The organism is Cupriavidus sp. C2SS-8b (assembly GCF_057073745.1).
The window spans coordinates 380,410-406,328 of sequence record NZ_CP172716.1 but is presented as its reverse complement, the minus strand read 5'-3'; the positions used below and the strand labels follow the sequence as shown (position 1 = coordinate 406,328).

Genomic DNA, 25,919 nt, shown 5'->3' with positions numbered 1-25,919 from the left:
TATGAACTTCAAGATCAGTGGACACCACCTGGACATCACGCCGCCGCTGCGTGAGTACGTGGAAACGAAGCTGGAGCGTATCGTCAGGCATTTCGATCAAGTCATTGGCGTCAGCGTGCTACTCTCAGTCGACAATCACAAGGAAAAGGACAGGCGTCAGTACGCGGAAATCAATTTGCACCTTCGGGGCAAGGACATTTTTGTGGAAGCCCATCACGAAGACCTGTATGCGGCCATCGACGCACTTGTCGACAAGCTGGACCGCCAGGTGCTTCGCTATAAGGACCGCGTTCAAGGCCACGACCGCGAAGCGGTCAAGTACCAGATGGCCGAGTCTCAACTACAGCAGCAATGATCAAGCCTGCCAGCCGCAAGGCTGGGCATTGAAACAGGACTGATAAAAGCAAGCCGCGCCATGTAGCGCGGCTTTTTTGCATCTGTAGCCCTGACCTGGCGCGCGTCCTGGACACAAGTGTTCGCAACTGGCGCAGCACGGTGTATGCTCTCCAAGACATCGCGCGTGGCGACTCCGGCGCGGCCACCGTACCCAGGTGTGGCGGCACCAGCACGGACCGGGCCATACAGGGGCCCGGCGCTGCATTGCACAAGGACAGGGGAGACGCTGCTCTATAATGGCCGAACGCCTGGTGAGCCATGGCGTGGCCGCAAACCGGCCCCACTTCGTTTCCGGGCTGAGCAGTCCGATCTGCCTGCTAACTGAAATCCTCGCATCGCCCATGAATCGTTTGGCCAAACTGCTGCCACCCGGCAACATCAACCTCGACGTCAGCGTCACCAGCAAGAAGCGTGTATTCGAGCAAGCCGGGCTCTTATTCGAGAACAACCATGGCGTGGCGCGGGCGACCGTGACCGACAACCTGTTCGCGCGCGAGTCGCTCGGTTCGACCGGCCTGGGCGCGGGCGTGGCCATTCCGCACGGGCGCATCAAGGGACTGAAGCAACCGCTGGCGGCCTTCATGCGGCTGGCCGAGCCGATCCCGTTCGAATCGCCGGATGGCAAGCCGGTCTCGCTGCTGATCTTCCTGCTGGTGCCGGAACAGGCTACGCAGCAGCATCTCGAGATTCTTTCCGAAATCGCCCAGCTGCTGTCGGATCGCGACATGCGCGAAGGCCTGGCAACCCTGGCCACGCCGGACGCGGTCCATGAACTCCTGACGCAGTGGCATCCCTGATCCCTCCCCTGGGCTGGCAACAGACCGGACCATCGTAAAATCCGGCACAGTCCCCGCCCCGAAAGTCATCACGCATGGAACTCACCGGCGTCACCTCCCAGTCGATCTTCGACGACAACGCAGCCGACATCAAACTCTCGTGGGTGGCTGGCCTGGAGGGTGCGGATCGCGCCTTCGACGTGGAGTTTGCCCGCGAGGCCACCTCGGCCGCGGACCTGGTCGGCCACCTGAACCTGATTCACCCGAACCGGATCCAGGTGCTCGGCAAGCCCGAAATCACCTATTACCAGCGCCTCGACGACGAGACCCGCAAGCGCCAGATGGGCGAGCTGATCCTGCTCGAGCCGCCGTTCCTGGTCGTGGCCGACGGCATGGAGCCGCCGCCGGACCTGGAACTGCGCTGCACGCGCTCTTCCACGCCGCTGTTCACCACGCCGGTCTCCTCGGCGGCGGTCATCGACCACCTGCGGCTGTACCTGTCGCGAATCTCGGCGCCGCGCGTGACCATGCACGGCGTGTTCCTCGACATCCTCGGCATGGGCGTGCTGGTCATGGGCGAGTCGGGCCTGGGCAAGAGCGAACTCGGCCTGGAACTGATCTCGCGCGGCCACGGCCTGGTCGCCGACGACGCGGTGGATTTCGTGCGCCTGGGACCGGATTTCATTGAAGGCCGCTGCCCGCCGCTGCTGCAGAACCTGCTCGAAGTACGCGGCCTGGGCCTGCTCGATATCAAGACGATCTTCGGCGAGACCGCCGTACGGCGGAAGATGAAGATGAAGCTGGTGGTCCAGCTGGTGCGCCGCAACGACGGCGAGTTCGAACGCCTGCCGCTCGATTCGCAGTACCTCGACGTGCTGGGCCTGCCGATCCATATGGTCAAGATCCAGGTGGCGGCCGGCCGAAACCTCGCCGTGCTGGTCGAGGCCGCCGTGCGCAACACCATCCTGCGCCTGCGCGGCATCGATACGCTGCGCGATTTCATGGATCGGCAGCGCGCCGCGATGCAGGCCGATGCGGTCTCGCGCGGGCAAGGCAGGCTGCTCTGAGGCATCGGGGCCCGTTTTCAATTGCTTACATCGCCGTTGACAAATTGGTCAACGGGGTGGGGACTTCCATCGTTTTGTGCTGTAATGGGCATGGAGCCCAGTTCGGCGCCGCGGCGCCAGCCTTGAGCCAGCAAACCGCGGCCATGAAGTTTTCCACACCCAGGAGAGCAAGCATGAAGAAACTGATCGCGATGTGTGTGCTGGTGACGCCGCTGCTGGCCACTGGCGTCATGGCACAGCCTGCAACACCTGCTACGCCCGCCAAGCCCGCTACGCCGGCTACCCCCGCTGCGCCCGCCACTCCCGCAAACCCCGCCATGCCGGCAGCTCCGGGCCCGGGCGACAAGGCTATGCCCGCATCGTCGGCCAAGGCGCCCACCGCGCAGCAGCAAAAGATGAAGGACTGCAACGATCAGGCTGCCGGCAAGAAGGGCGACGATCGCAAGGCCTTCATGAAGCAGTGCCTCTCGGCCAAGGGCGTGCAGCCGACCAAGACCCAGCAGGAAAAGATGTCAGCGTGCAGCAAGGAAGGCAAGGGCAAGAAGGGCGACGAATACAAGGCGTACATGAAGGAATGCCTGTCGAAGTAATCGGCGGTCGATCCCGACAAAATGGCGAACCGCGCGGTTCGCCATTTTTGTCAGCGCGGCCGCTGTCATGACGTGGCCACTTCCGGATGCTATGCTTCCGATGCTATGCGCATCATCCTCATCACCGGCATCTCCGGCTCCGGCAAATCCGTCGCACTGAACGTGCTTGAAGATGCAGGCTACTATTGCGTCGATAACCTGCCGGCCCAATTCATCCCCGACCTGGCCCGCTATCTTGCAGGCGAGGGCTATACGCACCTTGGCGTCGCCACCGATATCCGCAGCCGCGAATCGCTGGACCACCTGCCCGACACGGTTCGTCAACTGGCGGAGACCCATCAGGTCGAGGTCGTGTTCCTCACGGCCAGCACCGACGCACTGGTGCAGCGCTACTCGGAAACGCGTCGCCGCCATCCGCTGTCGATTCTGACCAACGGCGCGCCCCGCTCCGAGGAAGAACGGGCGGCGTTCAATGACCGCGGGCTGATGGAAGCCATCGAGATGGAGCGCGAACTGCTCAGCCCGCTGGCCGAGTCTGCGCACCGCATCGATACTAGCAACGTGCGCACCAATACGCTGCGCAGCTGGATCAAGGAGCTGATCCGCGAGGACAGCCAGCGTCTGACGCTGCTGTTCGAGTCGTTCGGCTTCAAGCACGGCGTGCCCAGCGACGCCGACATGGTCTTCGACGTGCGCTCGCTGCCCAACCCTTACTACGACCTGGCGCTGCGCCCGCTGACCGGTCGCGATGCCCCGGTGATCGACTTCCTCCAGGCCCAGCCGATGGTGCTGGCCATGGCCGAAGACATCCGCGCCTATGTCGAAAAGTGGCTGCCAAGCTTCATTGCGGATAACCGCAGCTACCTGACCGTCGCCATCGGCTGCACCGGCGGACAGCACCGTTCGGTCTATATTGCGGAAAGGCTCGCCAACTATTTCCGCGCGCATGGTAATGTGCTGGTGAGACACCGGGAACTCGCTCCGGCGGCATAGCCGCCTGCGTGCGTGGTTTTCCCGTGTCGCCAGGTACGTCTAGCCTGGCAGCATGGCGGTCGCCGCGCCCGATCCGGCGGCCGGTTTCCCCGATCCAGTGGAACACCAGCCATCGCATGTCCTCGACAGACCTTCTCCGCCACACCGCCCCCGTCGACGCGACGCCGCCGACGCTGGACAACCTGCCCCTCTTTCCGCTGCACACGGTGCTGTTCCCCGACGGCCGCCTGCCGCTGCGCGTATTCGAGAAGCGCTATGTGGACATGGTGCGCAATTGCCTGCGCGATGCGGCACCGTTCGGTGTATGCCTGATCGCCAGTGGCGAGGAAGTCGCGCGCTCGGGCAAGCCAACCGTGCCGGAATCGATCGGTTGCCTGGCCGAGATCATCGATTGCAATATGGAGCAGCTTGGCGTGCTGCTGATCGAAACGCGCGGACGGCAGCGATTCCGCGTGCTCGAGCACCACAAGCGCGACGACGGCCTGATCGTGGCCAGCGCCGAGCTGCTGCCCGCGGACATCATCGACTGCAAGCTGGAACTGCTGGGCGAATGCCTGACGGTGCTGCGCCGGATCGTCACGCGGCTGCATGCCGAGCAGCCCGACCGCATGCCGGTTGCCGAGCCCTACCTGTGGGACGACCCAAGCTGGGTCACCAACCGCCTGTGCGAACTGCTGCCGGTGCCGCTCAAGGCCAAGCAGATGCTGATGGAACTGCCCGACGCGGGCATGCGCATCGAGATCGTGCACCGCTACATGCGGCAGCACCACATGGTGTAGCCATTCCGGTTCGCCGAGCGCGAATCAGAACAGGCCGCCGCGGGCCTGCAGTTCGAGCAGCTTGCGCACCGGTGCGGGCGTGCCGAGCGCGTCGAGATCATCGAGCGAAAGCCATCGTTGGGCCGGCCCCGAATCGGGTTCACGCAGCGACAGCGCGGCCATGTCGACCCGGATCGCTCGGATCTGCAGCCGGAAATGCGTAAAGACATGGACCAGTTCGCCGGCCAGCGCCGCGCGCGCGGGTTGTCCGAAGGCGCGCGCATAGCCCAGCGCATCGTCCTCTGCGAGTTCCGCATCGAACGGCACCGTTGCCACGGGCATTTCGGGCAGGCTCCACAGGCCGCCCCAGACACCGCTGTCTGGGCGAAGCTGCAGCAGCACGTCGCGGCCATGGCGCACCATGACCATCACGGTACTGCGCTCCGGTATCGCCGCGCGCGGCTTGGGTGTTGGCAACGTCCCGGTCAGGCCATCGCGGCGCGCCACGCAGTCCGCCGACAGCGGGCAAGCCGCGGCATCGGCCAGGCATGCCGGCTTGCCGCGCGAACAGACGGTGGCGCCCAGGTCCATCAGGCCCTGCGTGTAGGCCACCATATCTTCAGCCTGGCGCGGCCCGGCCGCGGGTAGCGCGGCCTCTGCCAGTTCCCACATGCGTTTTTCGATGGCGCGCTCGCCCGGATGGCCGTGAATGCCGAAGACGCGCGCAAAGACGCGCTTGACGTTGCCGTCGAGGATCGGCGATCGCACGCCCGCGCTGAAGGCCGCTACCGCCGCCGCGGTGGAGCGGCCAATGCCGGGCAGCGTGACCAGCACGGCGGGATCAGTCGGAAACCGGCCACCATGGTCACTGACGACCTGCATGGCGCAACGGTGCAGGTTGCGCGCGCGCGAGTAGTAGCCCAGCCCTGCCCACAGCGCCATCACCTGGTCCGCCGGCGCGGCGGCCAGCGCCTGCACGGTCGGAAGTTGCGCGATGAAGCGCTGGAAGTAGTCGATGACCGCGCTCACCTGGGTCTGCTGCAGCATGATCTCCGACAGCCAGATCCGGTACGGGTCGCGCGTGTTCTGCCACGGCAGGTCGTGCCGGCCGTGCACGCGCTGCCAGTCGACCACGCGCGCACCGAAGTCGGCGGGGACATGGATGTCGGACTGCAACGCGGCATTGGCGTTGACGGTGGCGGACGAGACAGCGGGGGCGGACTTGCGGGGCATCGGGACAATCAGGCGCATGAATCGCACGGCAGGCAAACAGGCCGCGCAAAAGAAAAAGCGCCGCTCGAAGGCGGCGCCACATGATATACCGCCCGGCCCCGGATCAGGCCACGGCGAGCTGCGCGCCCTTCGTGTCAGTCCCGTCCGGACGGATGATGCGCTGGATATGGGCCTCGATGCGCCCGCTGCGTTCATCCAGGCCGTTGAGCACTTCTTCCAGGTCGGCGATCCGGCTTTCCAGCGTGTCGGTAGCCTCGTGGATGCGTTCGATCGAATCGACACGGCGGCGCAGCTGCTTCTGGTGCTCGCGCACCTGCGCTTCCAGCGGCGTCATCACGGACTTGAGCCAGACTTCGATATCACGGTTCAGGTCGCGGAAATTCTCCAGCACGCGGCTGGCCATGGTATCGAACGCGCCCTGCACCAGGTTTGGCCTTGAGCGCGTCAGCATGCTGACCGCGCCGAAGTGCGTCTGCACGAGCTGCAGGATCTCGCCGAGTTCGGCGACATAGCGCGAGGTCACGAACTGCATCGGCGCCGGCAGCGTGAAGCCATGCTCGGCATTGAAGCGCCGGTACATGCTGTCGATGAGCTGGTGCAGCTGGCCGATCTTGTTATCCGCGTCGGTGATCAGCGTGGTCAGCCGCGCGAACAGCGCGTCCATGTCTTCACGCAGGCCGCGCGAAAAGAAGCGCTCCTTCATCTGCTCGCGCGCGTCGCGCATGGTGCGGCGCACGTCGCGCAGTTGCAGGCTCTTGATGATGTCCGCGCTGTGGCGGCCGAACACCAGCCGCAACGCCTGGAACTTGCTGATGCTCTGCTCGAACTCTTCCTTCTCGCTCTGCACGCGCATCAGCATGTGCTTGACCATCGCGTGGTTCTTTCCACGCAGGCCGCGCAGCTCGAACAGCTGTTCGACGATGTCGCGGCGGCGGCTCTGCAGCAGTTGCTGCGCGCCGCGCGCCATGTCCTGCACCGAGCGATGGACCTGGTCGGCGACGATCTCGCGCCGGCGCGGAATCAGCTGGTCGGACAGCACGTGCTCGAAATTCGGCAGGCCGCTGCGTGCCAGCAGCGTCTGGTCATGCGTGACCTTGGCCACCAGGCCCTTCTGCGCCGATACCGGATAAACGCGCCCTTGCTCGATGCCAAGCACCTGCGCCGTCGAGGTGACCTGGCCCGAGATCTCCTTGGCGATCTCGGCCTGCGACTTCAGCGGGTCCCACAAGCCGTCGATCTTGTTCAGTACGGCCAGGCAGCCGCGGCGATGGCCGGCGCCCACGTGCCCGCGCCAGAGCTCCAGGTCGCTCTTGGTCACGCCGGCGTCCGCGGCCAGCACGAACACCACCACGTGTGCATCCGGGATCAGGCGCAGCGTCAGCTCAGGCTCGGTGCCGATAGCGTTCAGTCCCGGCGTATCGAGGATCACCAGCCCCTGGCGCAGCAGGGGATGCGGGAAATTGATGACTGCGTGGCGCCAGCGCGATATCTCGACCATGCCTTCGGCATCCACCGCATAGGCGGCGTCCGGGTCTTCCTCGTGGTACAGGCCCAGCGCTTCGGCCTGGGCCGGCGGCACGCGGATGGTCTCGACCACATGCTGGAACGCCGCCAGCATGCCCTCGGGCGATGACGGGTCCAGCGGCACCGAATGCCAGTGCGAGGCCGAAGTGCCGGCCTCCAGGAAGTCCGCGGTCGAGGCTTCCTGCAGCCGGGTTTCGATCGGCAGCAGGCGGATGCTGGGCGGCTCGTGCTCGTCGTAGCGCAGCTCCGTCGGGCACATGGTGGTGCGCCCGGCCGATGACGGCAGGATGCGACGCCCGTAGTCGGCGAAGAAGATGGCGTTGATCAGTTCGCTCTTGCCGCGCGAGAACTCGGCAATGAACGCGACCTTGAGCCGGTCGCTGCGCAGCACGTTCTGGATGCGCTGCACGCGTTCTTCGGCGGTCGCGTCGTAGAGGTCGTGCTGCTGCAGCCACGACTGGAATTCGGCCAACGCCTGGAGTACCCCGGTTCTCCAGGCGCCGTATTGTTCAAATTGGTGTGCGAGCGTGGTCATGGCGGCGGTTCGGCTGGGTTCCTGTCCGGCAATCTGGCGCAAGTGCCGACTTTGCAAGCGTGCGGTGTTTTTGTAACTTTTTATGACTGCGCACAAGATACAGGTTTCCGGGGCGCTTTTGTGGCGCTTTTGTGGTGCTTTTGTAGATTTCGCGCCCCTTGGCCGGAGAGTGTTGCGCCGAGCCATCGGCACACGGCGGGACGCGCCGCTGGCCGCCAGGGCGCCGCGATTCAATGCTGGCAGTGCGTACAGTAGAAGGTCGAACGCTGGCCCTGGACGATCTGCCGCACCGGCGTGCCGCAGATCCGGCAAGGCTCTCCGGCGCGGTCGTAGACGAAGCAATCAAGCTGGAAATAACCGCTCGCGCCGTCGCTGCCGACAAAGTCGCGCAGCGTGCTGCCACCGCGTTCGATGGCCTGCGCCAGTGTTTCGCGCACCGCCAGCGCCAGCCGTTCGCAGCGCGCGAGGCTCAGGCGGCCGGCCGGCGTGGTCGGGCGGATACCCGCGCGGAACAGGCTTTCGGAGGCGTAGATATTGCCCACGCCCACCACGATATTGCCGGCCAGCAGCACGGTCTTGATCGCCGCGGAACGCCCGCGCGTATGACGGTGCAACCAACCACCGTCAAAATGCGGATCGAACGGCTCAATGCCGAGCCCGCGCAGCAGCGGGTGTCCGGGCAGCATGGCCTCGCTCAGCGGACTCCAGAGTACGGCGCCGAAACGGCGCGGATCGCGAAAGCGCAGCACGATGCGGCTGCCACCGGCATCGTCCAGCGCAAGGTCCAGGTGGTCGTGGGTGCCGGCGGCCGGCGCATCGGGCAGCACGCGCAGCGTCCCGGTCATGCCCAGGTGGACCAGCAACCAGCCGGCATCGCCTGTGGCTTCATCTACGCACTCCAGCAGCAGGTACTTGCCGCGCCGCTCGATACGCTGCACCAGGCGGCCGGCCAGGCGTGCCTCCAGGTCGTCGTCGATCGGCCAGCGCAAGCCGCGATGGCGCACGATCACGTCGGCAATACGCCGCCCCACCACATGCGGCAGCAGGCCGCGTCGGGTCACTTCGACCTCCGGCAATTCAGGCATCGAACCTCTCCGTTGGTTACCGCTCCAAACTCCTGCCGGAAGCGCGCACGCCTTGCTGCGCCGGCAAGCAGCGCATTGTAGCGGCACGCTACAATGCCCCTATCATTCGAACGCCTGAACGCGCCGGAGCAATCATCACATGTCGGAACTTTTTCCGGATCCCGTTGCGAGACCCGCTGCCATGGACTTCCCCGCGAAGGCCATCACTGTGCGCCCAGGCATGTCCGCTCGGTCGGCGGCCAGTACCGGGCGCCACATCCGGTCCCTGATCGCTGGCGCCTGCCTGGCGCTTGCCGCGGTCGGCGCGGTCCAGGCCGCGCCGGCGCAGCCCGACAAGTCGCCCGCCGGCGTCACGCTGCCGAACGTATCGCTGACCGGCGACATCATGTACAGCGTGATGGCCGCCGAGATCTCGCTGCAGCGCGGCCTGGTCGGCCCGGCCTACCGCACTTACGTCGAACTGGCCCGCTCCACGCGCGACCCGCGCTTTGCCCAGCGCGCGACGGAGATCGCCTTCAATGCGCGCATCCCGCAGCAGGCGCTCGATGCCGCGCGGCTGTGGAGCGACATCGCGCCCGGCTCGCCGGCGGCGCGCCAGGTGCTATCAACCCTGCTGGTGCTCAACGGCCGCTGGAGCGAAGCACGGCCGCTGCTGGTCCAGCAGTTGGCCGGCGTGCCCGCCAACCATCGTGCCGAGGGCATCCTCCAGCTTCAACAGCAGATGTCGCGCACAAGCGATCCCGCCGGCGCCGCGGCGCTGCTGCAGGAGCTGACCCGCGACGATGCACGGCTGCCCGAAACACAGCTTGCCATGGCCCGGGCGCAGGAGATCGCGGGCAACATGCCGGCCGCACTCGCGGCGCTCGACGAAGCGCTGCGGCTGCGCCCCGATTTCGAGCCCGCGGCGCTGATGGCAGCCGAATTGCGCGCCGAGAGCGAGCCCGACAAGGCGGTTTCCGGCCTGCGCCGCTTCCTCGACAAGTCGCCGCGGTCAGTCAGCGGCCACATCACGCTGGCGCGGCTGTACCTGATGCGCAATGACATGCCGGCCGCGCGCCAGGAATTCGAGACGCTGCGCAAGGTTGCGCCAAACGACCCGCGCGTGCCGCTCGCGCTGGGGCTGACCAGCCTCCAGGCCCGGGATTTCGGCGAAGCCGAGCAGTACCTCAAGGAATACCTGCAGCTGGCCGAGAAGGTGCCCACCGCCAATCCGGACATCGCTTTCCAATACCTGGCGCAGATTGCCGAGGAACGCAAGGACTACGCCGGCGCGATCCAGTGGCTCGAACGCATCGAGGACAGCCGCCTGGCACCGGCCGCCGCGGCCAAGCGCGCGCAGCTGCTCGCACGCATGGGCAAGCTCGACGATGCCCAGGCCATCTTCGGCGACATGCTCAGCGATGCCGAGGACATCCCCGATCCGGCCCAGCGCTCGCAGCGCATGATGGCGATCCGCCAGGCCGAGGTCGCCACGCTGATGGAGACCAAGTCCTACGATCGCGCGCGCAAGCTGCTCGACGAACGCATCACGGCCGAGCCCGAGAATGCCGACTGGATCTACGAGCTTGCCATGCTGGACGAGCGCCAGAAGCGCTACGACCGGATGGAGCAGGGCCTGCGCCGCGTGATCGCGCTGCAGCCCGAGCAAAAGCAGGGCTACAACGCGCTCGGCTACTCGCTGGCCGACCGCAACGTACGCCTGCCCGAAGCGCGCAAGCTGCTCGAACGCGCCTCCGAGCTCGGGCCGGATGATCCGTACATCATGGATAGCCTGGCCTGGGTGAAATTCCGCATGGGCGAATTGCAGCCGGCGGCGGAACTGCTCAAGAACGCCTACGCCAAGGCGCCCGAGGCCGAGATCGGCGCGCACCTGGGCGAAGTGCTGTGGCAGCTCGGCGAGCGCGACGAAGCCCGCAAGACATGGACCGAAGCCGCCAAGATCGAGCCAGAAAACGAAATCCTGGTCGATACCCTGCGCCGCTACAACGTCCTGCTGTCCAAGTAAGCCCGGGCCGGTCCGTGCGACCGGCCGCGCCATCTGCCGCGGGCCGTCCCACCAGGGCGGCCCCGCTTTCCTGAATGCCTAACATGAACCGATCCCGCCGCCTGGCCCTGCTTTGCCTTGGCGCGCCCATGCTGCTGACAGCCTGCGCCAGCGTCGCGCCTTCGCGCGGCTTCGATGCCGGCGAAACCGCCGCAAGCCGGCACTACTCCGGCCGCTTTTCCGCAAACTACGTTCGCTATGGCCGCGACGAAGGCGTGCAGGGCAGTTTCCGCTGGGAGGAACAGGGCCGCAACGTTCGCCTTGACCTGCTCTCGCCGCTGGGCCAGACGCTGGCCGTCGTCACCGCCACGCCTTCGGGCGCGACCCTCGACCTGCCCAACAAGCCGCCGCGCAATGCGCCGGAAGTCGACAGCCTGCTCGAGGACGCGCTCGGCTTTGCGCTGCCGGTGGCCGGCATGCGCGACTGGCTGCACGGGCGCCCTTCGGCCGGGCGGCCGGCCAAGGCCACGCGCGATGCCCAGGGGCGCCTCGCCACGCTGGCGCAGGACGGCTGGAGCGTGCGCTACGTGGCCTGGCAGGATGCGCCCGACAGCGCGCAGATGACGACCGCGCGACCACGCCGCATCGACCTGGAGCGCGACGGCGGCCCTACGCCGCTGTCGGTCAAACTCGTGATCGACCCGGAGGAAACACCTTGACCAGCACCACCCAGCTGCCGCCGCCGCAACTGCGCGATTGCCCGGCGCCGGCCAAGCTCAACCTGTTCCTGCACGTCACCGGCCGGCGCCCGGATGGCTACCACACGCTGCAGACCGTGTTCCAGCTCGTGGACTGGTGCGATACGCTGCATTTCCAGCGCCGCGACGACGGTATCGTGACGCGCGCCACGGACATCCCCGGCGTGCCGGCGGAGACCGACCTCGTCGTGCGTGCAGCGCGCGCGCTGCAGCAGGCGACGGGCACGCGCTACGGCGCCGACATCGAGATCGACAAGATCCTGCCGATGGGCGGCGGCATCGGCGGCGGCTCCTCCGACGCGGCCACCACGCTGCTGGCGCTGAACCACCTGTGGGGACTTGGCCTGGCGCGCGCGGAGCTGATGCGCATCGGGCTGACGCTGGGTGCGGACGTGCCCGTGTTCGTGTTCGGGCAAAACGCCTTCGCCGAAGGCATCGGCGAAGAACTGACGCCCGTCGAGCTGCCTGACAGCTGGTTCGTGATCATCCATCCGAAACAACATGTGCCGACGTCTGAAATTTTTTCGGACGAGTGCTTGACAAGGGACACCCCCCTCTCCATAATTGCGGTCTTCGCTGCTTGCACAAACAAATTCTCTTTCGGTCGCAACGACCTGGAAGCGATAGCAACAGCGAAGTTCGGCGAAGTTGCCCGAGCCCTTGGATGGCTGAAGCAGTTCAATCAGCATGCAAGGATGACCGGTTCCGGAGCCTGCGTGTTTGCACGTTTTCCCGACGAGCAGACTGCGCAGCAGGTCTTGAATCGGTTGCCTCCTGAATGGGATGGCAGATGTGTGCGCAGTTTGGCACATCATCCGCTCGCAGCGTTCGCATAGCAAGTTATGGTTCGGCGCGGTACAGCAGTCAGGTATCACGACGAGCAGCAAGGTTGTGTAGGGGAGTCGCCAAGTTGGTCAAGGCACCGGATTTTGATTCCGGCATTCGAAGGTTCGAATCCTTCTTCCCCTGCCATTACATTCCTATAGTGTCCTCACGGACCCTCAGTATCAGTCACCGGCCTTGCCGGTGACTACAAGCTCCCCCAGCAGCAAGACAGGTGCCCCGAATGAGCAGCGAAGGCTTGATGGTATTTACCGGCAACGCCAACCCCAAACTCGCGGAGGCTGTCGTACAGCACCTCGGCATTCCTCTGGGCAAGGCGCTCGTTGGCCGTTTCTCAGACGGCGAAGTTCAGGTTGATATCCAGGAAAACGTGCGCGGCAAGCACGTCATCGTGCTGCAGTCCACCTGCGCGCCGACCAACGACAACCTGATGGAACTGATGGTGATGGTCGATGCGCTCAAGCGCGCCTCGGCACGCAGCATCACCGCCGCCATGCCCTACTTCGGCTATGCCCGCCAGGACCGCCGCCCGCGCTCGGCGCGCGTTGCGATCTCGGCCAAGGTCGTGGCCAACATGCTCGAAGTCGCCGGTGTCGAGCGCGTGCTGACGATGGACCTGCACGCCGACCAGATCCAGGGCTTCTTCGATATCCCCGTCGACAACATCTACGCATCCCCGGTACTCCTGGGCGACCTGCGCGAGAAGAACTACGGTGACCTGCTGGTCGTGTCGCCGGACGTCGGCGGCGTGGTCCGCGCCCGTGCGCTGGCCAAGGAACTGAACTGCGACCTGGCGATCATCGACAAGCGTCGTCCCAAGGCCAACGTGGCCGAGGTGATGAACATCATCGGTGAAGTCGACGGCCGCAACTGCGTGATCATGGACGACATGATCGACACCGGCGGCACGCTCTGCAAGGCGGCCCAGGTGCTGAAGGAGCGCGGCGCGCTGAAGGTTTTCGCCTATTGCACGCACCCGGTGCTGTCCGGCGGCGCGGCTGCCCGCATCGCGGACTCGGCACTGGACGAAGTGGTGGTGTGCGACACCATCCCGCTGTCGGAAGAAGCTGCCAAATGCAGCAAGATCCGCCAGCTGTCGACCGCCCCGCTGCTCGCCGAAACGTTCACGCGTATCGTCAAGGGCGACTCGATCATGTCGCTGTTCGCGGGTTCCTGATAGAATTTTCGGCTTTGCCGCGCTGATTGCGGTTTTCCGACAATCAGCGCGTGTGACCGGCGCATCAGTTTCGATTGCGCCACAACAGGGCTGTCTGGTCGCGGACAGCCTTCTTTACTTTGGAGTCATCATGAAAGTAGTCGCTTTCGAGCGTAGCGTACAGGGAACGGGTGCGAGCCGCCGCCTGCGCAATTCGGGCAAGACCCCCGGCATCATCTACGGCGGCGCTGCCGATCCGAAGATGATCGAACTGGATCACAACGCGCTGTGGCACGCCCTGAAGAAGGAAGCCTTCCACTCGTCGATCCTGGACCTGGAAGTTGCCGGCAAGTCGGAAAAGGCCCTGCTGCGCGCATTCCAGATGCACCCGTTCAAGCCGATGGTGCTGCACGTCGATTTCCAGCGCGTGTCGGCCAGCGAAAAGATTCACGTCAAGGTGCCCCTGCACTTCATGAACCAGGAAACCGCTCCTGGCGTGAAGCTGGGCCACGGCCTGGTCAACCACATCGTGAACGACCTGGAAGTGTCGTGCCTGCCGGCCGACCTGCCCGAGTTCATCGAAGTGGACGTCGGCACGATGGAACTGGGCCAGACCCTGCACCTGGCTGACCTGAAGCTGCCGAAGGGCGTGACCGTCGTGACCCACGGCGACGAAAACCCGGCCATCGCCAGCATCTCGCTGCCGGCTGGTGCCGCTTCGGCTGCCGAAGGCGCTGAAGGCGAAGGCGAAACGCCGGCTGCCTAAGCTGCCTACCCGGCATTGCGGCCTGGCCGCAAGACGGAAAAAAACCGCCGGTCCTGCCGGCGGTTTTTTTTGGCGTATGCTTGGCGGCTGCGGTTCGACATGAACCCCGCCGCCATCCTATCCAGTTCATCGCATGATCAAGCTCATCGTCGGCCTAGGTAATCCCGGCGCGGAATACGAGGCGACCCGCCACAACGCCGGCTTCTGGCTGGTGGACCAGCTGGCCCGCATGGGCGGCACCACGCTGCGCGTGGAAGGCCGTTTCCACGGCCTGGCCGGACGTGCCCGCCTGTGGGACCAGGACATCTGGCTGCTCAAGCCGTCCACGTTCATGAACCGCTCTGGCCTGGCCGTGGTCTCGCTGGCCCGCTTCTACAAGATCCTGCCCGACGAGATCGTCGTCGCGCATGACGAGATGGACCTGCCGCCGGGCGCCGCCAAGCTCAAGCGCGGCGGCGGCGCGGGCGGCCACAACGGCCTGAAGGACATTGCCGCCCACCTGACCACGCAGGAATTCTGGCGCCTGCGCCTGGGCGTGGGGCATCCGCGCAACCTGCCCGGCGGCGCCGGCGCGGGCCGTGAGGATGTCGTCAACTTCGTGCTCAAGCCGCCGCGCAAGGAAGAGCAGCAGGCCATCGACGAAGCCATCGACCGCTGCGTCGACCCGCTCGGCCTGCTGGCCAGGGGAGATGCGGAGCGCGCCATGGCGCAGCTGCATACCGCGCGTTGATCCAGCCGGCGCAGGCATGGCTCTGCGACCACTACGTGAAACCGAATGACAACGGGCCGCCATCAGCGGCCCGTTGTCATTTCGATATCCGTTTCGCATCCGGTCTCTTGTAGCAGACATCTTGTCATCAGCATTACACGGACAGCACCTACATTGCGGGCTCAGCAAGCGGGCCGGCATTACAGGATGGCGGCCGCACATGACAAACCCCACAGGAGAGAGTCCATGTCGTACCTGACCGACGCAGCGCGCGCCGCCAGCCGTGCCGCCAAGCCCGATGTTGACGTGCCCGGCCAGAGGCTGGAGGACATCGTCGCCGCCAATCCGGCCCGCCGCCGCGTGCTGCGCGGCGGTCTGGGCTTGTCGCTGGCCACTGCTTTTGGCAGCGGCATGCTGGCCGCATGCGGCGGCGGCGACGATCCGGTAGCGGCACCTGCAGCGGCGCCTACCCCCGCGCCGGTCACACCAGACGCCGTCCCCTTGAGCTACGAAGTCACCTTCGAACCTGTGGCCAGGTCGACCGCCGATACCGTGGTCGTGCCCAAAGGCTACAACGTCGACGTGCTGTTCTCCGCAGGCGATCCGGTCGAGGCCGGCTCCCCCGGCTATGCCGGCACCTTCCAGTCCTCGGCCGAAACCGAGCGCCACGCAGGCGGCAACCACGACGGCATGCACTACTTCGCGCTGCCCGGCGTCGATCCGCAGAAAGGCGGCCTGCTCGCGATCAACCACGAGCTGCCCGACTACAACATCCTGTTTGCCAGCGGCACCTACAACGCCGGCACCGCCACGCCCGAGGAAAAGCGCATCGCGCTTTCGGCCGTCGGCATCTCGGTGATCGAGGTGGAATTGGCCGCAAGCGGCAACTGGCAAGTCAAGCGCGGCTCCGCCTACAACAAGCGCCACACCGGCAACTCGCTGTATCGCGTGAGCGGCCCGGCCGCGTCCGCAGTGGGCTCGACCGTGGTCGGCATGCTCAACAACTGCTCCAGCGGCTACACGCCGTGGGGCACGTACCTGACCTGCGAAGAAAGCACGGACAATTACCTCGACCCGACCCAGGACGAGAAGGGTTACGGATGGGTCGTCGAAATCGATCCGTACAGCACGCTCGGCGCGCCGGCCAAGCGCACCGCCATGGGTCGCTTCGACCATGAGAACGTCGCCTTCCTGGCCGATGCCGGCAACAACGTCGCCTTCTACATGGGCGACGACGGCACGCCAGGCTGCATCTACAAATTCGTGCCGACCAAGGCGTTCGACCCGGACAACCGCGCCGCCAACGCCAATCTGCTGGACAACGGCACGCTATTCGTCGCCAGGTTCAACGCCGATGGCAGCGGCCAGTGGGTGGAGCTGACGCAGGGCAAGAACGGCCTGACCGTCGGCGCTTCCGACCCGGGCAACTGGACCCAGTTCGCCACATCACCGGCCCCGGCCACGGTCGACTTCACCAGCCAGGCCGACGTGCTGGTCAACACCAAGGCGGCCGCGCGCGTAGCCGGCGGCACGCTGATGGACCGCCCCGAGTGGATCACGGTGGCGCCGGACAAGTCCATCTATTGCACGCTGACTAACAACAGCGGACGCAAGCAGACCGACGCCGCCAACCCGCGCACGAGCAATCTGCATGGGCACATCATCCAGTGGCGGGAAGCCGGCGGCTCGCCGCTGGCCACCACGTTCACCTGGAGCATCCTGCTGCTGGCCGGCGACCCCTCGCTGGCTACCGCCAACCTCAAGGGCAATATCAACGGCGACACGTTCTCGAGCCCGGACGGGCTGCGCGTGGATCCCAAGGGCCGCATGTGGGTCGAAACCGACTCGAGCACCAGCGCCAGCTACATCAACACCTTCGGCAACAACAGCATGTACTACATCTCGCCGACCGGTCAGTCAAAGCGCTTCCTGACCGGCCCGACCGGGTGCGAGATTACCGGCATTGCGTACACGCCGGACCTGACCACCTGTTTCATCAATATCCAGCATCCCACCGGCAAGTGGCCGGATGCAGCCAAGCCGCCGCGCTCGTCCACCATCGTGGTACGCCGCCCCGACGGCAAGCCGATGGGCGCCTGACCGCGCAGTGTTGCAGGCAGTACCGTAGTAACTGGGGAAAATTAAACCCCCGCCACCTTGCGGTGGCGGGGGCTTTTTTGTGCCGTATCGACCTGTCGCCCGTATGGGACGGCAATTCAGGCAGCGTGCTTGGCGGCCGTCAGCAGGCGGTAGCGCTGCATCAGCACCTCGTGGGTCTCGATCCGGTTCGGATCCTTGGGGATGCAGGCGACCGGGCAAACCTGCTGGCATTGCGGTTCGTCGAAATGCCCGACGCATTCGGTGCACTTGTTGGGGTCGATTTCATAGATCTCGGGCCCCATCGAAATGGCTTCGTTCGGGCACTCGGGTTCACAAACGTCGCAGTTGATGCAGTCGTCGGTGATCAGTAGCGCCATGGTGTTTCCTTCCAGCTGACACGCCCGCGCCCGAACTGGCCGCGAATCGACGCGTCTGAAACCGGTATTTTATTCCGGTTTGGCGATTTTCTCTTGCAGCCAGCGCTCCACCGACGGGAACACGAACTTGCTGACATCGCCGCCAAGCACCGCAATCTCGCGCACGAAGGTGCCGGAGATGAACTGGTACTGGTCGGACGGCGTCAGGAACATGGTTTCCACGTCCGGCAGCAGGTAGCGGTTCATGCCCGCCATCTGGAACTCGTACTCGAAATCCGACACGGCGCGCAGGCCGCGCACGATCACGCGTGCGTTGTTCTTGCGGACAAAATCCTTGAGCAGTCCGGCAAAACCTTCGACACGCACATTGGGATAGTGGCCCAGCACTTCACGAGCGATGCTGATGCGCTCTTCGAGCGAGAAAAACGGGCGCTTATTGGGGCTGTGCGCCACGCCAACCACCAGCTCGTCGAAAATATTCGACGCACGGCGGACCAGATCCTCGTGCCCCCGGGTCATGGGATCAAACGTACCGGGGTAGACCGCGATGGCCATACTTCCTCCTTGATCTGCCCGCTGCCGGCCCTTTTCCGGACCGCCCTGACCTACCGGCCGCGCCGGGTGGTTGATGCGTCGCGAGCGTTATAACAGCGGCGTAGTGTAACGCTAATTCCGTGAATTGGAAGTCGTCAACGTGTGCTTTTGCCGCATCGCACCGTGCGCCGCCGCATGCATCAAGCCGCACCGTTCCCGGCGCTGCGGTGCTGCAGCAGGTGGAAATGCACCGCGCCGGCGCGTGCCTGGCGGACGATTTCCAGCGAGGCGGGGACCGGCGCATCCGCACCGGTCAGCGAACGGTCCGTTTCCACGTACACGGCGCCGCCAGGGCTCAGGAGCCGCGCCGCATGTTCCAGTGCGGGCCGCAGCCAGTCCTCGGCAAAGGGCGGATCCAGGAAGATCACATCGAAGCTGGCGTCCGGCATCTGCGAGGCAATCGCAAATGCGTCGCCTTGCATCACGCGGATCTGGGGGGCATCGAGCCGGTACTGGTTGTCGCGCAACTGCTTGGCCACGCGCGGGTTGAATTCGACCAGCGTGACGCCCTGTGCACCGCGCGACGCCGCTTCGAAACCGAGCGCACCGGAGCCGGCGAACAGGTCCAGGCAGTTCAGGCCGGCGAGGTCCTGCCCCAGCCAGTTGAACAGGGTCTCGCGCACGCGGTCGGGCGTGGGCCGCAGCCCTTGCGCTTCAGGCACGGGCAGCATCGTGCGCTTCCAGCGGCCACCGATGATACGGACCTGGGACGGCGCCTGGCGGGGCGCCGGAGAAGACGATCGCCCGCTCGCGGCGGGCGAAGGAGATCGGGAACGCGAATTCATCCCGTGATTGTAGGGCCTGTCGGCGCTTCGGCTATCAGTTGTCGTTGCACACCGGGTGCGGCAGGCCGAAGAGGACGAGGGCTCACTCCGGACCGCCGACGATCACCGTGGCCATGGCATTCGGGTGGACATGGCGCCCGAAGGCCGCCTTCACCTGCTGGCTGGTGACCTTGCCGACCTGCGCCGTCCACGTGTCCAGGTAGTCGAGCGGCAGGCCGTACCAGCCGATATTGGCTACGTTGGTCAGCAGCTTGCGATTGCTGTCGATGCGCAGCGGAAAGCCATTGATCAGATTGTCCTTGGCGGCCTTGAGTTCGGCGTCGGTCGGGCCTTCGGCGACGAAGCGGGCCAGCACCTGCCGTACCAGCGCCAGCGCCTCGTTGGTTTGCTCTTTCTTGGTCTGCAGGCTGATGCCGAACGGACCCGGCTGCTTGGACGGCGCAAAGTAGCTGTCCACGCCGTAGGTGAGTCCGCGCTTCTCTCGCACCTCATCGGTCAGGCGCGAGCTGAAGCCGCCGCCGCCAAGCACGTAGTTGCCGACCAGCAGCGCGAAGTAATCCGGATCGCCGCGCGCTATCGACGGCTGGCCAGTCACCACCGCCGCCTGCTGCGCGGGATGCGGCACGCGCTGCTCGCTGGCCGGGATGGTCATCTGTACCTGCGGCATGGCCGGCGGCGCACTGCCCTGCGGCAGGCCGCTGGTCAGCTTCTCGGCGATCGCTTCGGCCTGCTTGCGGTCGACCGCGCCGATCAGCGTGACCACCGCGCGCGACGCGCCGTAGTTGTCGCGCCAGAACTTGGCGATGTCATCGCGCGTGATCGACTCGACCGAGGCCGCTGTGGCCGACACGCCGTACGGATGGCCCGGATACATCGCCTTGGCCAGCGCCTTGTCGGCGATCACGCCCGGCTTGGCGTCGGCCTCGCGGATGGCGCTGATCAGGCGCTGTTTTTCGCGGCCCACCACGGCATCCGGATAAGTGGGCGCCTGGATAAGTTGCATGGCCAGCGCCACGGACTGGTCGAGCTCCGGCTGCGCGGTCAGCGTGCGCATGCCGATGCCGCCGCGGTCACCGCCCGCGGCGCCGCCGAAGACGGCCCCGGTATCGGCAAAGGCGTCGGCAATCTGCGCCTCGTCGCGCGCGGGCTGGCCGTTGCGCGCGGCCGCGCCCTTGTCGAGCAGCGCCGCAGTCAGCGTGGCAAGCCCGGCCTTGCCCGCAGGGTCATAGCGGCTGCCGGCGTCGAAATCGACATTGACGTCCAGCATCGGGATCGACGGGCTGTGCACGTAGAACACCTGCGCGCCGGTGGAGGCGGTCCAGTGTTCGATCGGAATGGCGGCCAGCGCGCCTTGCGCAAGCAGCAGCGCCAGCGCGCCCAGCGCCGCGCCAGCCAGCCGGCGCAGCGCGCGCGGCGAAGGAATAGTCGACTCGCTCATCGCGCTCATCTCGCTCATCTCAGATAAGGACATGCGTGGATTCTCAGTGGCGCAGGCCTTCAGGGGCCTTGGCCTTGGGCTTGTTCGGATCAATCGGCTGCGGCAACAACGTGGCTACGGTCAGGTTGTCGTCGTTGAAGTACTTCGCGGCCACGGCCTGCACCTGGGCCGGGGTGACTTCCTTGATCTTGTCGAGGATGCGATCGATGTTGCGCCAGGAAATGCCGGAGATCTCCGCGACACCGATTTCCATGCCCTGCCCGAACACCGAATCGCGCTTGTAGATCTGGCTGGCGACGACCTGCGCCTTGACGCGCTTGAGTTCCTCCGGCGACACGCCGCTCTTGGCGATGCGCTGGATTTCCTCGCGCAGCGCCGCCTCGATCTGGTCGGTGGTGTGGCCATCGGCCGGCGTGCCGTCGAGGACGAACAGGGAATTGCCGCGGTTGATGCTGTCGTAGCCGACGTTGACGTCGTCGGCCAGGCGCTGCTCGCGCACCAGCTCGCGCGTCAGGCGCGCGTTGTCGTAGCCGTTGAGCACGGCGGCCAGCACTTCCAGCGCATACGGGTCGACATCCTTTTCCACGTCGCGCAGGCGCGGCACCTTGTAGGCCATCACCATGTACGGGTTCTCGGCCGGCGCCTTCACCCAGACGCGCTTGATGCCGATCTGCGGCGGATCGACCTGCTCCTTGCGCAGTGGCAGCGTGCGCGGCTTGAGCTTGCCGTAATAGCGTTCGGCCATGGCACGCACCTCGGCCGGCTTGACGTCGCCGGTAACGATCACCGTGGCGTTGTTGGGCACGTACCAGCTGCGGTACCAGGCCTGGACATCGTCCAGGCGCATGTTGACCAGGTCGTCCATCCAGCCGATCACCGGGTGCCGGTAAGGCGCGGCGACATAGACCGCGGCGAGCAGCTGCTCGTAGACCGTGCCGCGCGCCGAGTCGTCGGTGCGCAGGCGGCGCTCCTCCATCACGACCTTCATCTCGCGCTCGAACTCGCCCTGGTTGAAGATCAGGTTGGCCATGCGGTCAGCCTCCAGCTCCATCATCCGTGGCAGGTATTGCTTGCTGATCTGCTGGTAATAGAGCGTGAAGTCGCGGTTGGTCATGGCGTTCTCGCGCCCCCCGAGCGCCGCGACTTGCTTGGAGAACTCGCCCACGCCGACCTTGGGCGTGCCCTTGAACATCATGTGCTCGAGCATGTGGGCGACGCCGGTGGTGCCGCTGACCTCGTCGACGCCGCCGACGCGATACCAGATCTGGTGCGCCACCGTGGGCGCGCGATGGTCTTCCTTGACGATCAGGCGCAGGCCGTTGGACAAGCGGTATTCGGTGGTGCCCTGCGCCGTGGCGCCGACCGGGGCCGTCTGTCCGGACGGCATGGGCGAGGCGACCGTGCGCTGCGCCTCGGCGCCGGCCGACCACGGCAACACGGCCAGCAGCAGCACGGGTAGTGCCCGCCTGGCCAGGCGTTGCAGCGACGCCCGGCCCGCGGCACGGGCGGGGAAGGGTTCAGGGCGGGCGGCGCCCGTTCCGGTCAAGACTGTGCAATGGTCCATGCAACCCCGTCTGCTAGAATTTTGCCGATCGATTCATGTATCCATGAATCCGCTGTGTTACGAACTATACGCAAAAGCAGGCGCGCACCACAACGAGAGGCTGGTGGGGTGCCGGGATAATGCGTAAGGCCTGATTGATTAACGACGCCGCCGGACGGCGGCCGATCCTGACGGGGTATTGACCCCTTTCCCCAATGTTTAGTTTCTGGAAGAAGCGCAAGGCCGAGCCGGCCCCAGCGCCGGCAGAACAGCCCGCCGCCACGCCGGCTCCCACTCCGGAGCCCTCTCCTGTCGCCAGCCCGGCACAGTCCTATGCCCCATCCCCCGCGCCCATTGCACCGGTCGAGCCGGTCGCGCTCGAAGAGCTGGAACTGACCCCGGCGCCGGCGCAGACGGCCGAAGCCCGCCGCGGCTGGGTGCAGCGCCTGCGCACCGGCCTGTCGAAGACCAGCCGCAATATCAGCACGCTCTTTGTCGGCATGAAGGTCGACGAAGCCCTGTTCGAGGAGTTGGAAACCGCCCTGCTGATGGCTGACGCCGGCGTCGAGGCGACCGAATACCTGCTTGGTGAACTGCGCAAGCGCGTCCGCAACGACCGCATCGAGACCGCCGAGGGCGTCAAGGCCGCACTGCGCGACCTGCTGATCCAGCTGCTGCGCCCACTCGAAAAAACCATGGCGCTGGGCCGCGAACAGCCGCTGGTGATGATGATCGCGGGCGTCAACGGCGCCGGCAAGACCACCAGCATCGGCAAGCTGTGCAAGCATTTCCAGCACTACGGCCAATCCGTGCTGCTGGCCGCCGGCGATACCTTCCGCGCCGCCGCGCGCGAACAGCTGACCATTTGGGGCGAGCGCAACAACGTGACCGTGGTGGCGCAGGAAAGCGGCGACCCGGCCGCCGTGATCTTCGATGCCGTCAATGCGGCGCGCGCGCGGGGCATCGACATCGTGATGGCCGACACCGCCGGGCGCCTGCCCACGCAGCTGCACCTGATGGAAGAGCTCAAGAAGGTCAAGCGCGTGATCAGCAAGGCCATGCCCACGGCCCCGCACGAGGTCCTGCTGGTGATCGACGCCAACACTGGCCAGAACGCCCTGGCGCAGACGCGCGCGTTCGACGATGCGCTCGGCCTGACCGGCCTGATCGTGACCAAGCTCGATGGAACCGCCAAGGGCGGCATCCTGGCGGCCATCGCGCGCCAGCGGCCGGTGCCGGTCTACTTCATCGGCGTCGGCGAGAAGGTCGAGGACCTGCAGCCGTTCAAGGCTGAAGAGTTCGCCGACGCGCTGCTCGGCTGATCACGCCACCCGAATGAAAAACGCCCCGGCATGACCGGGGCGTTTTTCATGGCCGGGCCGGCGCATCACTCCGCGTCGGGCTGTTCCTTCGGCTGCGCCTTCTGGAACGCCGGCAGCGCCATGCATGCTTGCTCGATCCGCGCGATGGTCGGGTAACGGCTCACGTCGATATTGAAGCGCTGCGCGTTGAAGACCTGCGGCACCAGGCAGATATCGGCCAGCGTCGGCGTATCGCCAAAGCAGAAGCGGCCGGCCTTTCCCTGGCGCTCCAGGTTGGCCTCGACCGAGGCAAAGCCCAGTTCGATCCAGTGCCGGTACCACGCGTCCTTGGCCTCGTCGGCAACGCCCAGCGTGCGCTTGATGTACTTGAGCACGCGCAGGTTGTTCAGCGGATGGATCTCGCAGGCTACCTCCAGCGCCAGGCCGCGCACATAGGCGCGGTCCAGTGCGGTGCCGGGCAGCAGCTTCGGCTCGGGATGGATCTCGTCCAGGTACTCGATCATGGCCACCGACTGCTGCAGCACCTTGCCGTCGTCTAGCACGAGCGCGGGCACCAGGCCGTCCGGGTTCAGCGCCCGGAACTCGGGCAGCAGCTGCTGCCCCCCGTCCTTGAGCAGGTGCACCGGCATGTAGTCGTACGGCAGGCCCTTCAGCTCCAGCGCGATACGCACGCGATAGGACGCGGAGCTCCGGAAATAGCTGTAGAGCTTCATCGGATCAGACCACCTTGATGGTCAGGTTGCCCACGCCGCCGACATGGCACTGCATCACGTCGCCCTTGACCACCGGGCCCACGCCCTCGGGCGTGCCGCTGAAGATCACGTCGCCGGGCTGCAGTTCGAACAGCTTCGACAGGTACGACACCATTTCCGGCACCGACCAGATCAGGTCGGCCAGGTCGCCGCGCTGCTTTTCCACGCCGTTGACGGACAGCGTCACCTCGCCCTTTTCCGGATGGCCGATGGCCGATGCCGGCACGATCGGGCCGATCGGCGCCGAATGGTCGAAGGCCTTGCCGGTCTCCCAGGGGCGGCCCGTCTTCTTCGATTCGTTCTGCAAGTCGCGGCGCGTCATGTCGAGGCCCACGGCGTAGCCGAACACGTGGCTGGCGGCCTGCTCGACCGGGATGTCCTTGCCGCCCTTGCCGATCGCCACGACCATTTCCACTTCATAGTGGACGTTGCTGGTGCCCGGCGGGTACGGGAAGGTGCCCTCGGCGCCGTCCGCCACGTAGCTGACCGCGTCCGACGGCTTGCAGAAGAAGAACGGCGGTTCGCGGTCCGGGTCCGAGCCCATTTCGCGGGCGTGGGCGGCGTAGTTGCGGCCGACGCAGTACACGCGGCGCACCGGGAAACTTGCGTTGCTGCCGCGCACCGGCACGCCAACGGGTGCCGGCGGGGCAAAAACGAATTCGGTCATGCATCTCTCCAGGCTTGTTCTGATATTCCTGCGCACGAGTGAGCGGCGTCGCCAGCAGACACCCCCGCGCGCAGCAGGGCAACAGCATACACCTTGCCCACGGGGCTGCGTACGACGGCATACAGTGGATGGGGGAAAGCCCCCGATGTACCGGCGGACGTGCCGCAGCGGGTTCCCGGCGCGGATCTTGCATAACGCGAGGCAACCCAGAATACCCATGACTCGCCACCCTGCGCCCCCCTCGCCAAACCAGTCCAGCGCCTCCTCGCACGGCAGCGCACCGGCCACGCGCACGTTGCGCATCCTGCTGGTGCGCGACCCGCATGACGTCGACCCGCTCAATGTCGAGACCATCCGGGGCGGGCTGATCAGCACGGGATTTACGGACATCGAGACGGTGGACGCCGACCTGCGCCTGCCCGATGTCATCGCGGCCAGGCAACCGGACTTGATCATCATTGCTTCCGAGTCCGCCGCGCGCGACACGGTGGAGCATGTGTGTGTGTCCACGCAGCATGCGCCGCGCCCGATCGTGCTGTTCACCGACAACGACGACGCCCAGCGCATCAAGGCCGCGCTGTCGGCCGGCATCACGGCCTATATTGTCGACGGCCTGCGCGCCGAGCGCGTCAAGACCGTGCTGGACGTGGCCTACGCCCGCTTCGAACTCGACCAGCAACTGCGCGCCGAACTCGACGCCACGCGCCTGAAGCTGGCCGAGCGCAAGGTGGTGGAACGCGCCAAGGGCCTGCTGATGCAGGCGCGCGGCCTCAGCGAGGATGACGCCTACAAGCGCCTGCGCAGCATGGCCATGGAACGCGGGCTGAAGCTCGTGGAGGCAGCCCAGCGCGTCATCGACGTGATGGGCTGAGTCCGCGCGTGCGGTGCGGCCGCGGCACGCGGCTGGTGCAATGCACAAAACTGGCGCCGATCCATGACCGTCGCGCCTCCGCCCTGGACCCGGCTCGCGCAGCTGGCGGGCATGCCTGTCCCCAAACTCTGCTTTTGTCCCGCTCTCGGCCGTCGGACGGCCTCTCCACCCACCGCAACGCCCTGGCACAGCCATTGCGTTATCCGCACATCGGCCAACGAGGGTCGATCACAACTCAGGCGGGCATGGCCAACGCGGGCCGCGCTACGCCACGGACAACGGCGTCCTGCGCTGCAC

At 66.0% G+C, this 25,919-nt stretch carries 25 protein-coding genes and 1 tRNA gene; 16 read left to right on the top strand and 10 right to left on the bottom strand.

Translation table 11 applies throughout. From position 1 onward, the window contains the following. Position 1 precedes the first annotated feature (1 nt). The 6 genes from hpf (at position 2) to ACIGJB_RS01855 (ending at position 4,601) form a co-directional block, all read left to right on the top strand. Positions 2-355, top strand: a complete 354-nt coding sequence (hpf, locus tag ACIGJB_RS01880; protein ID WP_483731133.1) for a ribosome hibernation-promoting factor, HPF/YfiA family — start codon at positions 2-4, stop codon at positions 353-355. 382 nt (positions 356-737) lie between these two features. Next, positions 738-1,193, top strand: coding sequence for a PTS sugar transporter subunit IIA (locus tag ACIGJB_RS01875; protein ID WP_483710338.1), 456 nt, complete (start codon positions 738-740; stop codon positions 1,191-1,193). Between the two features lie 74 nt (positions 1,194-1,267). Further along, entirely contained in the window at positions 1,268-2,239 is a 972-nt protein-coding gene (hprK, locus tag ACIGJB_RS01870; protein ID WP_483710337.1) for an HPr(Ser) kinase/phosphatase, read from the top strand. Positions 2,240-2,412: 173 nt separating this feature from the next. Continuing rightward, the gene (locus ACIGJB_RS01865; RefSeq protein ID WP_483731132.1) at positions 2,413-2,829 is read left to right on the top strand and encodes a PsiF family protein; all 417 of its coding nucleotides are present in this window, start codon (positions 2,413-2,415) and stop codon (positions 2,827-2,829) included. A gap of 105 nt (positions 2,830-2,934) precedes the next feature. Further along, positions 2,935-3,822: an RNase adapter RapZ gene (gene rapZ, locus ACIGJB_RS01860; protein ID WP_483731131.1), complete on the top strand. Its 888-nt coding sequence runs from the start codon at positions 2,935-2,937 to the stop codon at positions 3,820-3,822. Positions 3,823-3,938: 116 nt separating this feature from the next. Beyond that, positions 3,939-4,601: an LON peptidase substrate-binding domain-containing protein gene (locus ACIGJB_RS01855; protein ID WP_483731130.1), complete on the top strand. Its 663-nt coding sequence runs from the start codon at positions 3,939-3,941 to the stop codon at positions 4,599-4,601. A gap of 24 nt (positions 4,602-4,625) precedes the next feature. Here ACIGJB_RS01855 and mutY read toward each other — a convergent pair whose 3' ends face one another. The 3 genes from mutY to mutM all read right to left on the bottom strand — a co-directional run bounded on the left by mutY (position 4,626) and on the right by mutM (position 8,957). Next, positions 4,626-5,813 carry an A/G-specific adenine glycosylase gene (gene mutY, locus ACIGJB_RS01850; protein ID WP_483732234.1) on the bottom strand — a complete coding sequence of 396 codons (1,188 nt, stop codon included), beginning with the start codon at positions 5,811-5,813 and terminating at the stop codon, positions 4,626-4,628. A 103-nt stretch (positions 5,814-5,916) separates the two neighbouring features. Continuing rightward, positions 5,917-7,872 carry a dynamin family protein gene (locus ACIGJB_RS01845; RefSeq protein ID WP_483731129.1) on the bottom strand — a complete coding sequence of 652 codons (1,956 nt, stop codon included), beginning with the start codon at positions 7,870-7,872 and terminating at the stop codon, positions 5,917-5,919. 230 nt (positions 7,873-8,102) lie between these two features. After that, a complete protein-coding gene (gene mutM, locus ACIGJB_RS01840; protein WP_483731128.1) occupies positions 8,103-8,957 on the bottom strand; it encodes a bifunctional DNA-formamidopyrimidine glycosylase/DNA-(apurinic or apyrimidinic site) lyase in 855 nt (284 codons plus the stop codon). Between the two features lie 139 nt (positions 8,958-9,096). On the opposite strand from mutM, the gene ACIGJB_RS01835 reads away from it, so the two are divergent. The 8 genes from ACIGJB_RS01835 (at position 9,097) to ACIGJB_RS01800 (ending at position 17,273) form a co-directional block, all read left to right on the top strand. Further along, the gene (locus tag ACIGJB_RS01835; protein ID WP_483731127.1) at positions 9,097-10,962 is read left to right on the top strand and encodes a tetratricopeptide repeat protein; all 1,866 of its coding nucleotides are present in this window, start codon (positions 9,097-9,099) and stop codon (positions 10,960-10,962) included. An 83-nt stretch (positions 10,963-11,045) separates the two neighbouring features. Then, entirely contained in the window at positions 11,046-11,660 is a 615-nt protein-coding gene (lolB, locus tag ACIGJB_RS01830) for a lipoprotein insertase outer membrane protein LolB (protein WP_483731126.1), read from the top strand. Continuing rightward, positions 11,657-12,535 carry a 4-(cytidine 5'-diphospho)-2-C-methyl-D-erythritol kinase gene (ispE, locus tag ACIGJB_RS01825; RefSeq protein WP_483731125.1) on the top strand — a complete coding sequence of 293 codons (879 nt, stop codon included), beginning with the start codon at positions 11,657-11,659 and terminating at the stop codon, positions 12,533-12,535. Before lolB ends, ispE begins: the two co-directional genes overlap by 4 nt. A 59-nt stretch (positions 12,536-12,594) precedes the next feature. After that, a tRNA-Gln gene (locus tag ACIGJB_RS01820) sits at positions 12,595-12,671 on the top strand. A gap of 94 nt (positions 12,672-12,765) precedes the next feature. Continuing rightward, on the top strand, positions 12,766-13,719 hold the full coding sequence (locus ACIGJB_RS01815; protein WP_483710328.1) for a ribose-phosphate pyrophosphokinase: 954 nt from the start codon (positions 12,766-12,768) through the stop codon (positions 13,717-13,719). Positions 13,720-13,849: 130 nt separating this feature from the next. Next, positions 13,850-14,464 (top strand): 50S ribosomal protein L25/general stress protein Ctc, encoded by a 615-nt coding sequence (locus ACIGJB_RS01810; protein ID WP_483710327.1) that lies wholly within the window; start codon positions 13,850-13,852, stop codon positions 14,462-14,464. A 133-nt stretch (positions 14,465-14,597) separates the two neighbouring features. After that, on the top strand, positions 14,598-15,194 hold the full coding sequence (gene pth, locus ACIGJB_RS01805) for an aminoacyl-tRNA hydrolase (protein WP_483710326.1): 597 nt from the start codon (positions 14,598-14,600) through the stop codon (positions 15,192-15,194). A gap of 225 nt (positions 15,195-15,419) precedes the next feature. Beyond that, the gene (locus tag ACIGJB_RS01800; RefSeq protein WP_483731124.1) at positions 15,420-17,273 is read left to right on the top strand and encodes a PhoX family protein; all 1,854 of its coding nucleotides are present in this window, start codon (positions 15,420-15,422) and stop codon (positions 17,271-17,273) included. Between the two features lie 116 nt (positions 17,274-17,389). On the opposite strand, the gene ACIGJB_RS01795 is transcribed toward ACIGJB_RS01800, so the two are convergent. The 5 genes from ACIGJB_RS01795 to ACIGJB_RS01775 form a co-directional block, all read right to left on the bottom strand. Then, complete coding sequence (locus tag ACIGJB_RS01795) at positions 17,390-17,650, bottom strand: YfhL family 4Fe-4S dicluster ferredoxin (protein WP_066739904.1); 261 nt, start codon at positions 17,648-17,650, stop codon at positions 17,390-17,392. 69 nt (positions 17,651-17,719) lie between these two features. Further along, entirely contained in the window at positions 17,720-18,205 is a 486-nt protein-coding gene (gene coaD, locus ACIGJB_RS01790) for a pantetheine-phosphate adenylyltransferase (RefSeq protein WP_211947085.1), read from the bottom strand. A gap of 179 nt (positions 18,206-18,384) precedes the next feature. After that, positions 18,385-19,029 (bottom strand): 16S rRNA (guanine(966)-N(2))-methyltransferase RsmD, encoded by a 645-nt coding sequence (gene rsmD, locus ACIGJB_RS01785; protein ID WP_483731123.1) that lies wholly within the window; start codon positions 19,027-19,029, stop codon positions 18,385-18,387. 82 nt (positions 19,030-19,111) lie between these two features. Beyond that, the gene (locus ACIGJB_RS01780) at positions 19,112-20,485 is read right to left on the bottom strand and encodes a M16 family metallopeptidase (RefSeq protein WP_483732233.1); all 1,374 of its coding nucleotides are present in this window, start codon (positions 20,483-20,485) and stop codon (positions 19,112-19,114) included. A gap of 25 nt (positions 20,486-20,510) precedes the next feature. Further along, the gene (locus tag ACIGJB_RS01775) at positions 20,511-22,031 is read right to left on the bottom strand and encodes a M16 family metallopeptidase (protein ID WP_483731122.1); all 1,521 of its coding nucleotides are present in this window, start codon (positions 22,029-22,031) and stop codon (positions 20,511-20,513) included. 194 nt (positions 22,032-22,225) lie between these two features. On the opposite strand from ACIGJB_RS01775, the gene ftsY reads away from it, so the two are divergent. Continuing rightward, complete coding sequence (gene ftsY / locus ACIGJB_RS01770; RefSeq protein ID WP_483731121.1) at positions 22,226-23,332, top strand: signal recognition particle-docking protein FtsY; 1,107 nt, start codon at positions 22,226-22,228, stop codon at positions 23,330-23,332. A gap of 65 nt (positions 23,333-23,397) precedes the next feature. Here ftsY and maiA read toward each other — a convergent pair whose 3' ends face one another. Further along, positions 23,398-24,045, bottom strand: a complete 648-nt coding sequence (gene maiA / locus ACIGJB_RS01765; RefSeq protein WP_483731120.1) for a maleylacetoacetate isomerase — start codon at positions 24,043-24,045, stop codon at positions 23,398-23,400. A gap of 4 nt (positions 24,046-24,049) precedes the next feature. Next, entirely contained in the window at positions 24,050-24,751 is a 702-nt protein-coding gene (locus ACIGJB_RS01760; protein WP_483731119.1) for a fumarylacetoacetate hydrolase family protein, read from the bottom strand. Positions 24,752-24,968: 217 nt separating this feature from the next. Here ACIGJB_RS01760 and ACIGJB_RS01755 point away from each other — a divergent pair, with 217 nt between their 5' ends. Next, complete coding sequence (locus tag ACIGJB_RS01755) at positions 24,969-25,622, top strand: ANTAR domain-containing response regulator (protein WP_483731118.1); 654 nt, start codon at positions 24,969-24,971, stop codon at positions 25,620-25,622. Positions 25,623-25,919 lie beyond the last annotated feature (297 nt).

What these genes read in the sequence shown, in the direction of transcription:
- hprK (WP_483710337.1), top strand. Translation starts at nt 1,268, where the DNA reads ATGGAACTCACCGGCGTCACCTCCCAGTCGATCTTCGACGACAACGCA.
- ACIGJB_RS01845 (WP_483731129.1), bottom strand. Translation starts at nt 7,872, where the DNA reads ATGACCACGCTCGCACACCAATTTGAACAATACGGCGCCTGGAGAACC.
- ACIGJB_RS01835 (WP_483731127.1), top strand. Translation starts at nt 9,097, where the DNA reads ATGTCGGAACTTTTTCCGGATCCCGTTGCGAGACCCGCTGCCATGGAC.
- pth (WP_483710326.1), top strand. Translation starts at nt 14,598, where the DNA reads ATGATCAAGCTCATCGTCGGCCTAGGTAATCCCGGCGCGGAATACGAG.
- rapZ (WP_483731131.1), top strand. Translation starts at nt 2,935, where the DNA reads ATGCGCATCATCCTCATCACCGGCATCTCCGGCTCCGGCAAATCCGTC.
- ACIGJB_RS01800 (WP_483731124.1), top strand. Translation starts at nt 15,420, where the DNA reads ATGTCGTACCTGACCGACGCAGCGCGCGCCGCCAGCCGTGCCGCCAAG.
- ACIGJB_RS01875 (WP_483710338.1), top strand. Translation starts at nt 738, where the DNA reads ATGAATCGTTTGGCCAAACTGCTGCCACCCGGCAACATCAACCTCGAC.
- ftsY (WP_483731121.1), top strand. Translation starts at nt 22,226, where the DNA reads ATGTTTAGTTTCTGGAAGAAGCGCAAGGCCGAGCCGGCCCCAGCGCCG.
- coaD (WP_211947085.1), bottom strand. Translation starts at nt 18,205, where the DNA reads ATGGCCATCGCGGTCTACCCCGGTACGTTTGATCCCATGACCCGGGGG.
- ACIGJB_RS01815 (WP_483710328.1), top strand. Translation starts at nt 12,766, where the DNA reads ATGAGCAGCGAAGGCTTGATGGTATTTACCGGCAACGCCAACCCCAAA.
- rsmD (WP_483731123.1), bottom strand. Translation starts at nt 19,029, where the DNA reads ATGAATTCGCGTTCCCGATCTCCTTCGCCCGCCGCGAGCGGGCGATCG.
- ACIGJB_RS01855 (WP_483731130.1), top strand. Translation starts at nt 3,939, where the DNA reads ATGTCCTCGACAGACCTTCTCCGCCACACCGCCCCCGTCGACGCGACG.
- ACIGJB_RS01755 (WP_483731118.1), top strand. Translation starts at nt 24,969, where the DNA reads ATGACTCGCCACCCTGCGCCCCCCTCGCCAAACCAGTCCAGCGCCTCC.
- maiA (WP_483731120.1), bottom strand. Translation starts at nt 24,045, where the DNA reads ATGAAGCTCTACAGCTATTTCCGGAGCTCCGCGTCCTATCGCGTGCGT.
- ACIGJB_RS01775 (WP_483731122.1), bottom strand. Translation starts at nt 22,031, where the DNA reads ATGGACCATTGCACAGTCTTGACCGGAACGGGCGCCGCCCGCCCTGAA.
- lolB (WP_483731126.1), top strand. Translation starts at nt 11,046, where the DNA reads ATGAACCGATCCCGCCGCCTGGCCCTGCTTTGCCTTGGCGCGCCCATG.
- ACIGJB_RS01795 (WP_066739904.1), bottom strand. Translation starts at nt 17,650, where the DNA reads ATGGCGCTACTGATCACCGACGACTGCATCAACTGCGACGTTTGTGAA.
- mutY (WP_483732234.1), bottom strand. Translation starts at nt 5,813, where the DNA reads ATGCCCCGCAAGTCCGCCCCCGCTGTCTCGTCCGCCACCGTCAACGCC.
- ACIGJB_RS01865 (WP_483731132.1), top strand. Translation starts at nt 2,413, where the DNA reads ATGAAGAAACTGATCGCGATGTGTGTGCTGGTGACGCCGCTGCTGGCC.
- ACIGJB_RS01760 (WP_483731119.1), bottom strand. Translation starts at nt 24,751, where the DNA reads ATGACCGAATTCGTTTTTGCCCCGCCGGCACCCGTTGGCGTGCCGGTG.
- hpf (WP_483731133.1), top strand. Translation starts at nt 2, where the DNA reads ATGAACTTCAAGATCAGTGGACACCACCTGGACATCACGCCGCCGCTG.
- mutM (WP_483731128.1), bottom strand. Translation starts at nt 8,957, where the DNA reads ATGCCTGAATTGCCGGAGGTCGAAGTGACCCGACGCGGCCTGCTGCCG.
- ACIGJB_RS01810 (WP_483710327.1), top strand. Translation starts at nt 13,850, where the DNA reads ATGAAAGTAGTCGCTTTCGAGCGTAGCGTACAGGGAACGGGTGCGAGC.
- ACIGJB_RS01780 (WP_483732233.1), bottom strand. Translation starts at nt 20,485, where the DNA reads ATGAGCGAGATGAGCGCGATGAGCGAGTCGACTATTCCTTCGCCGCGC.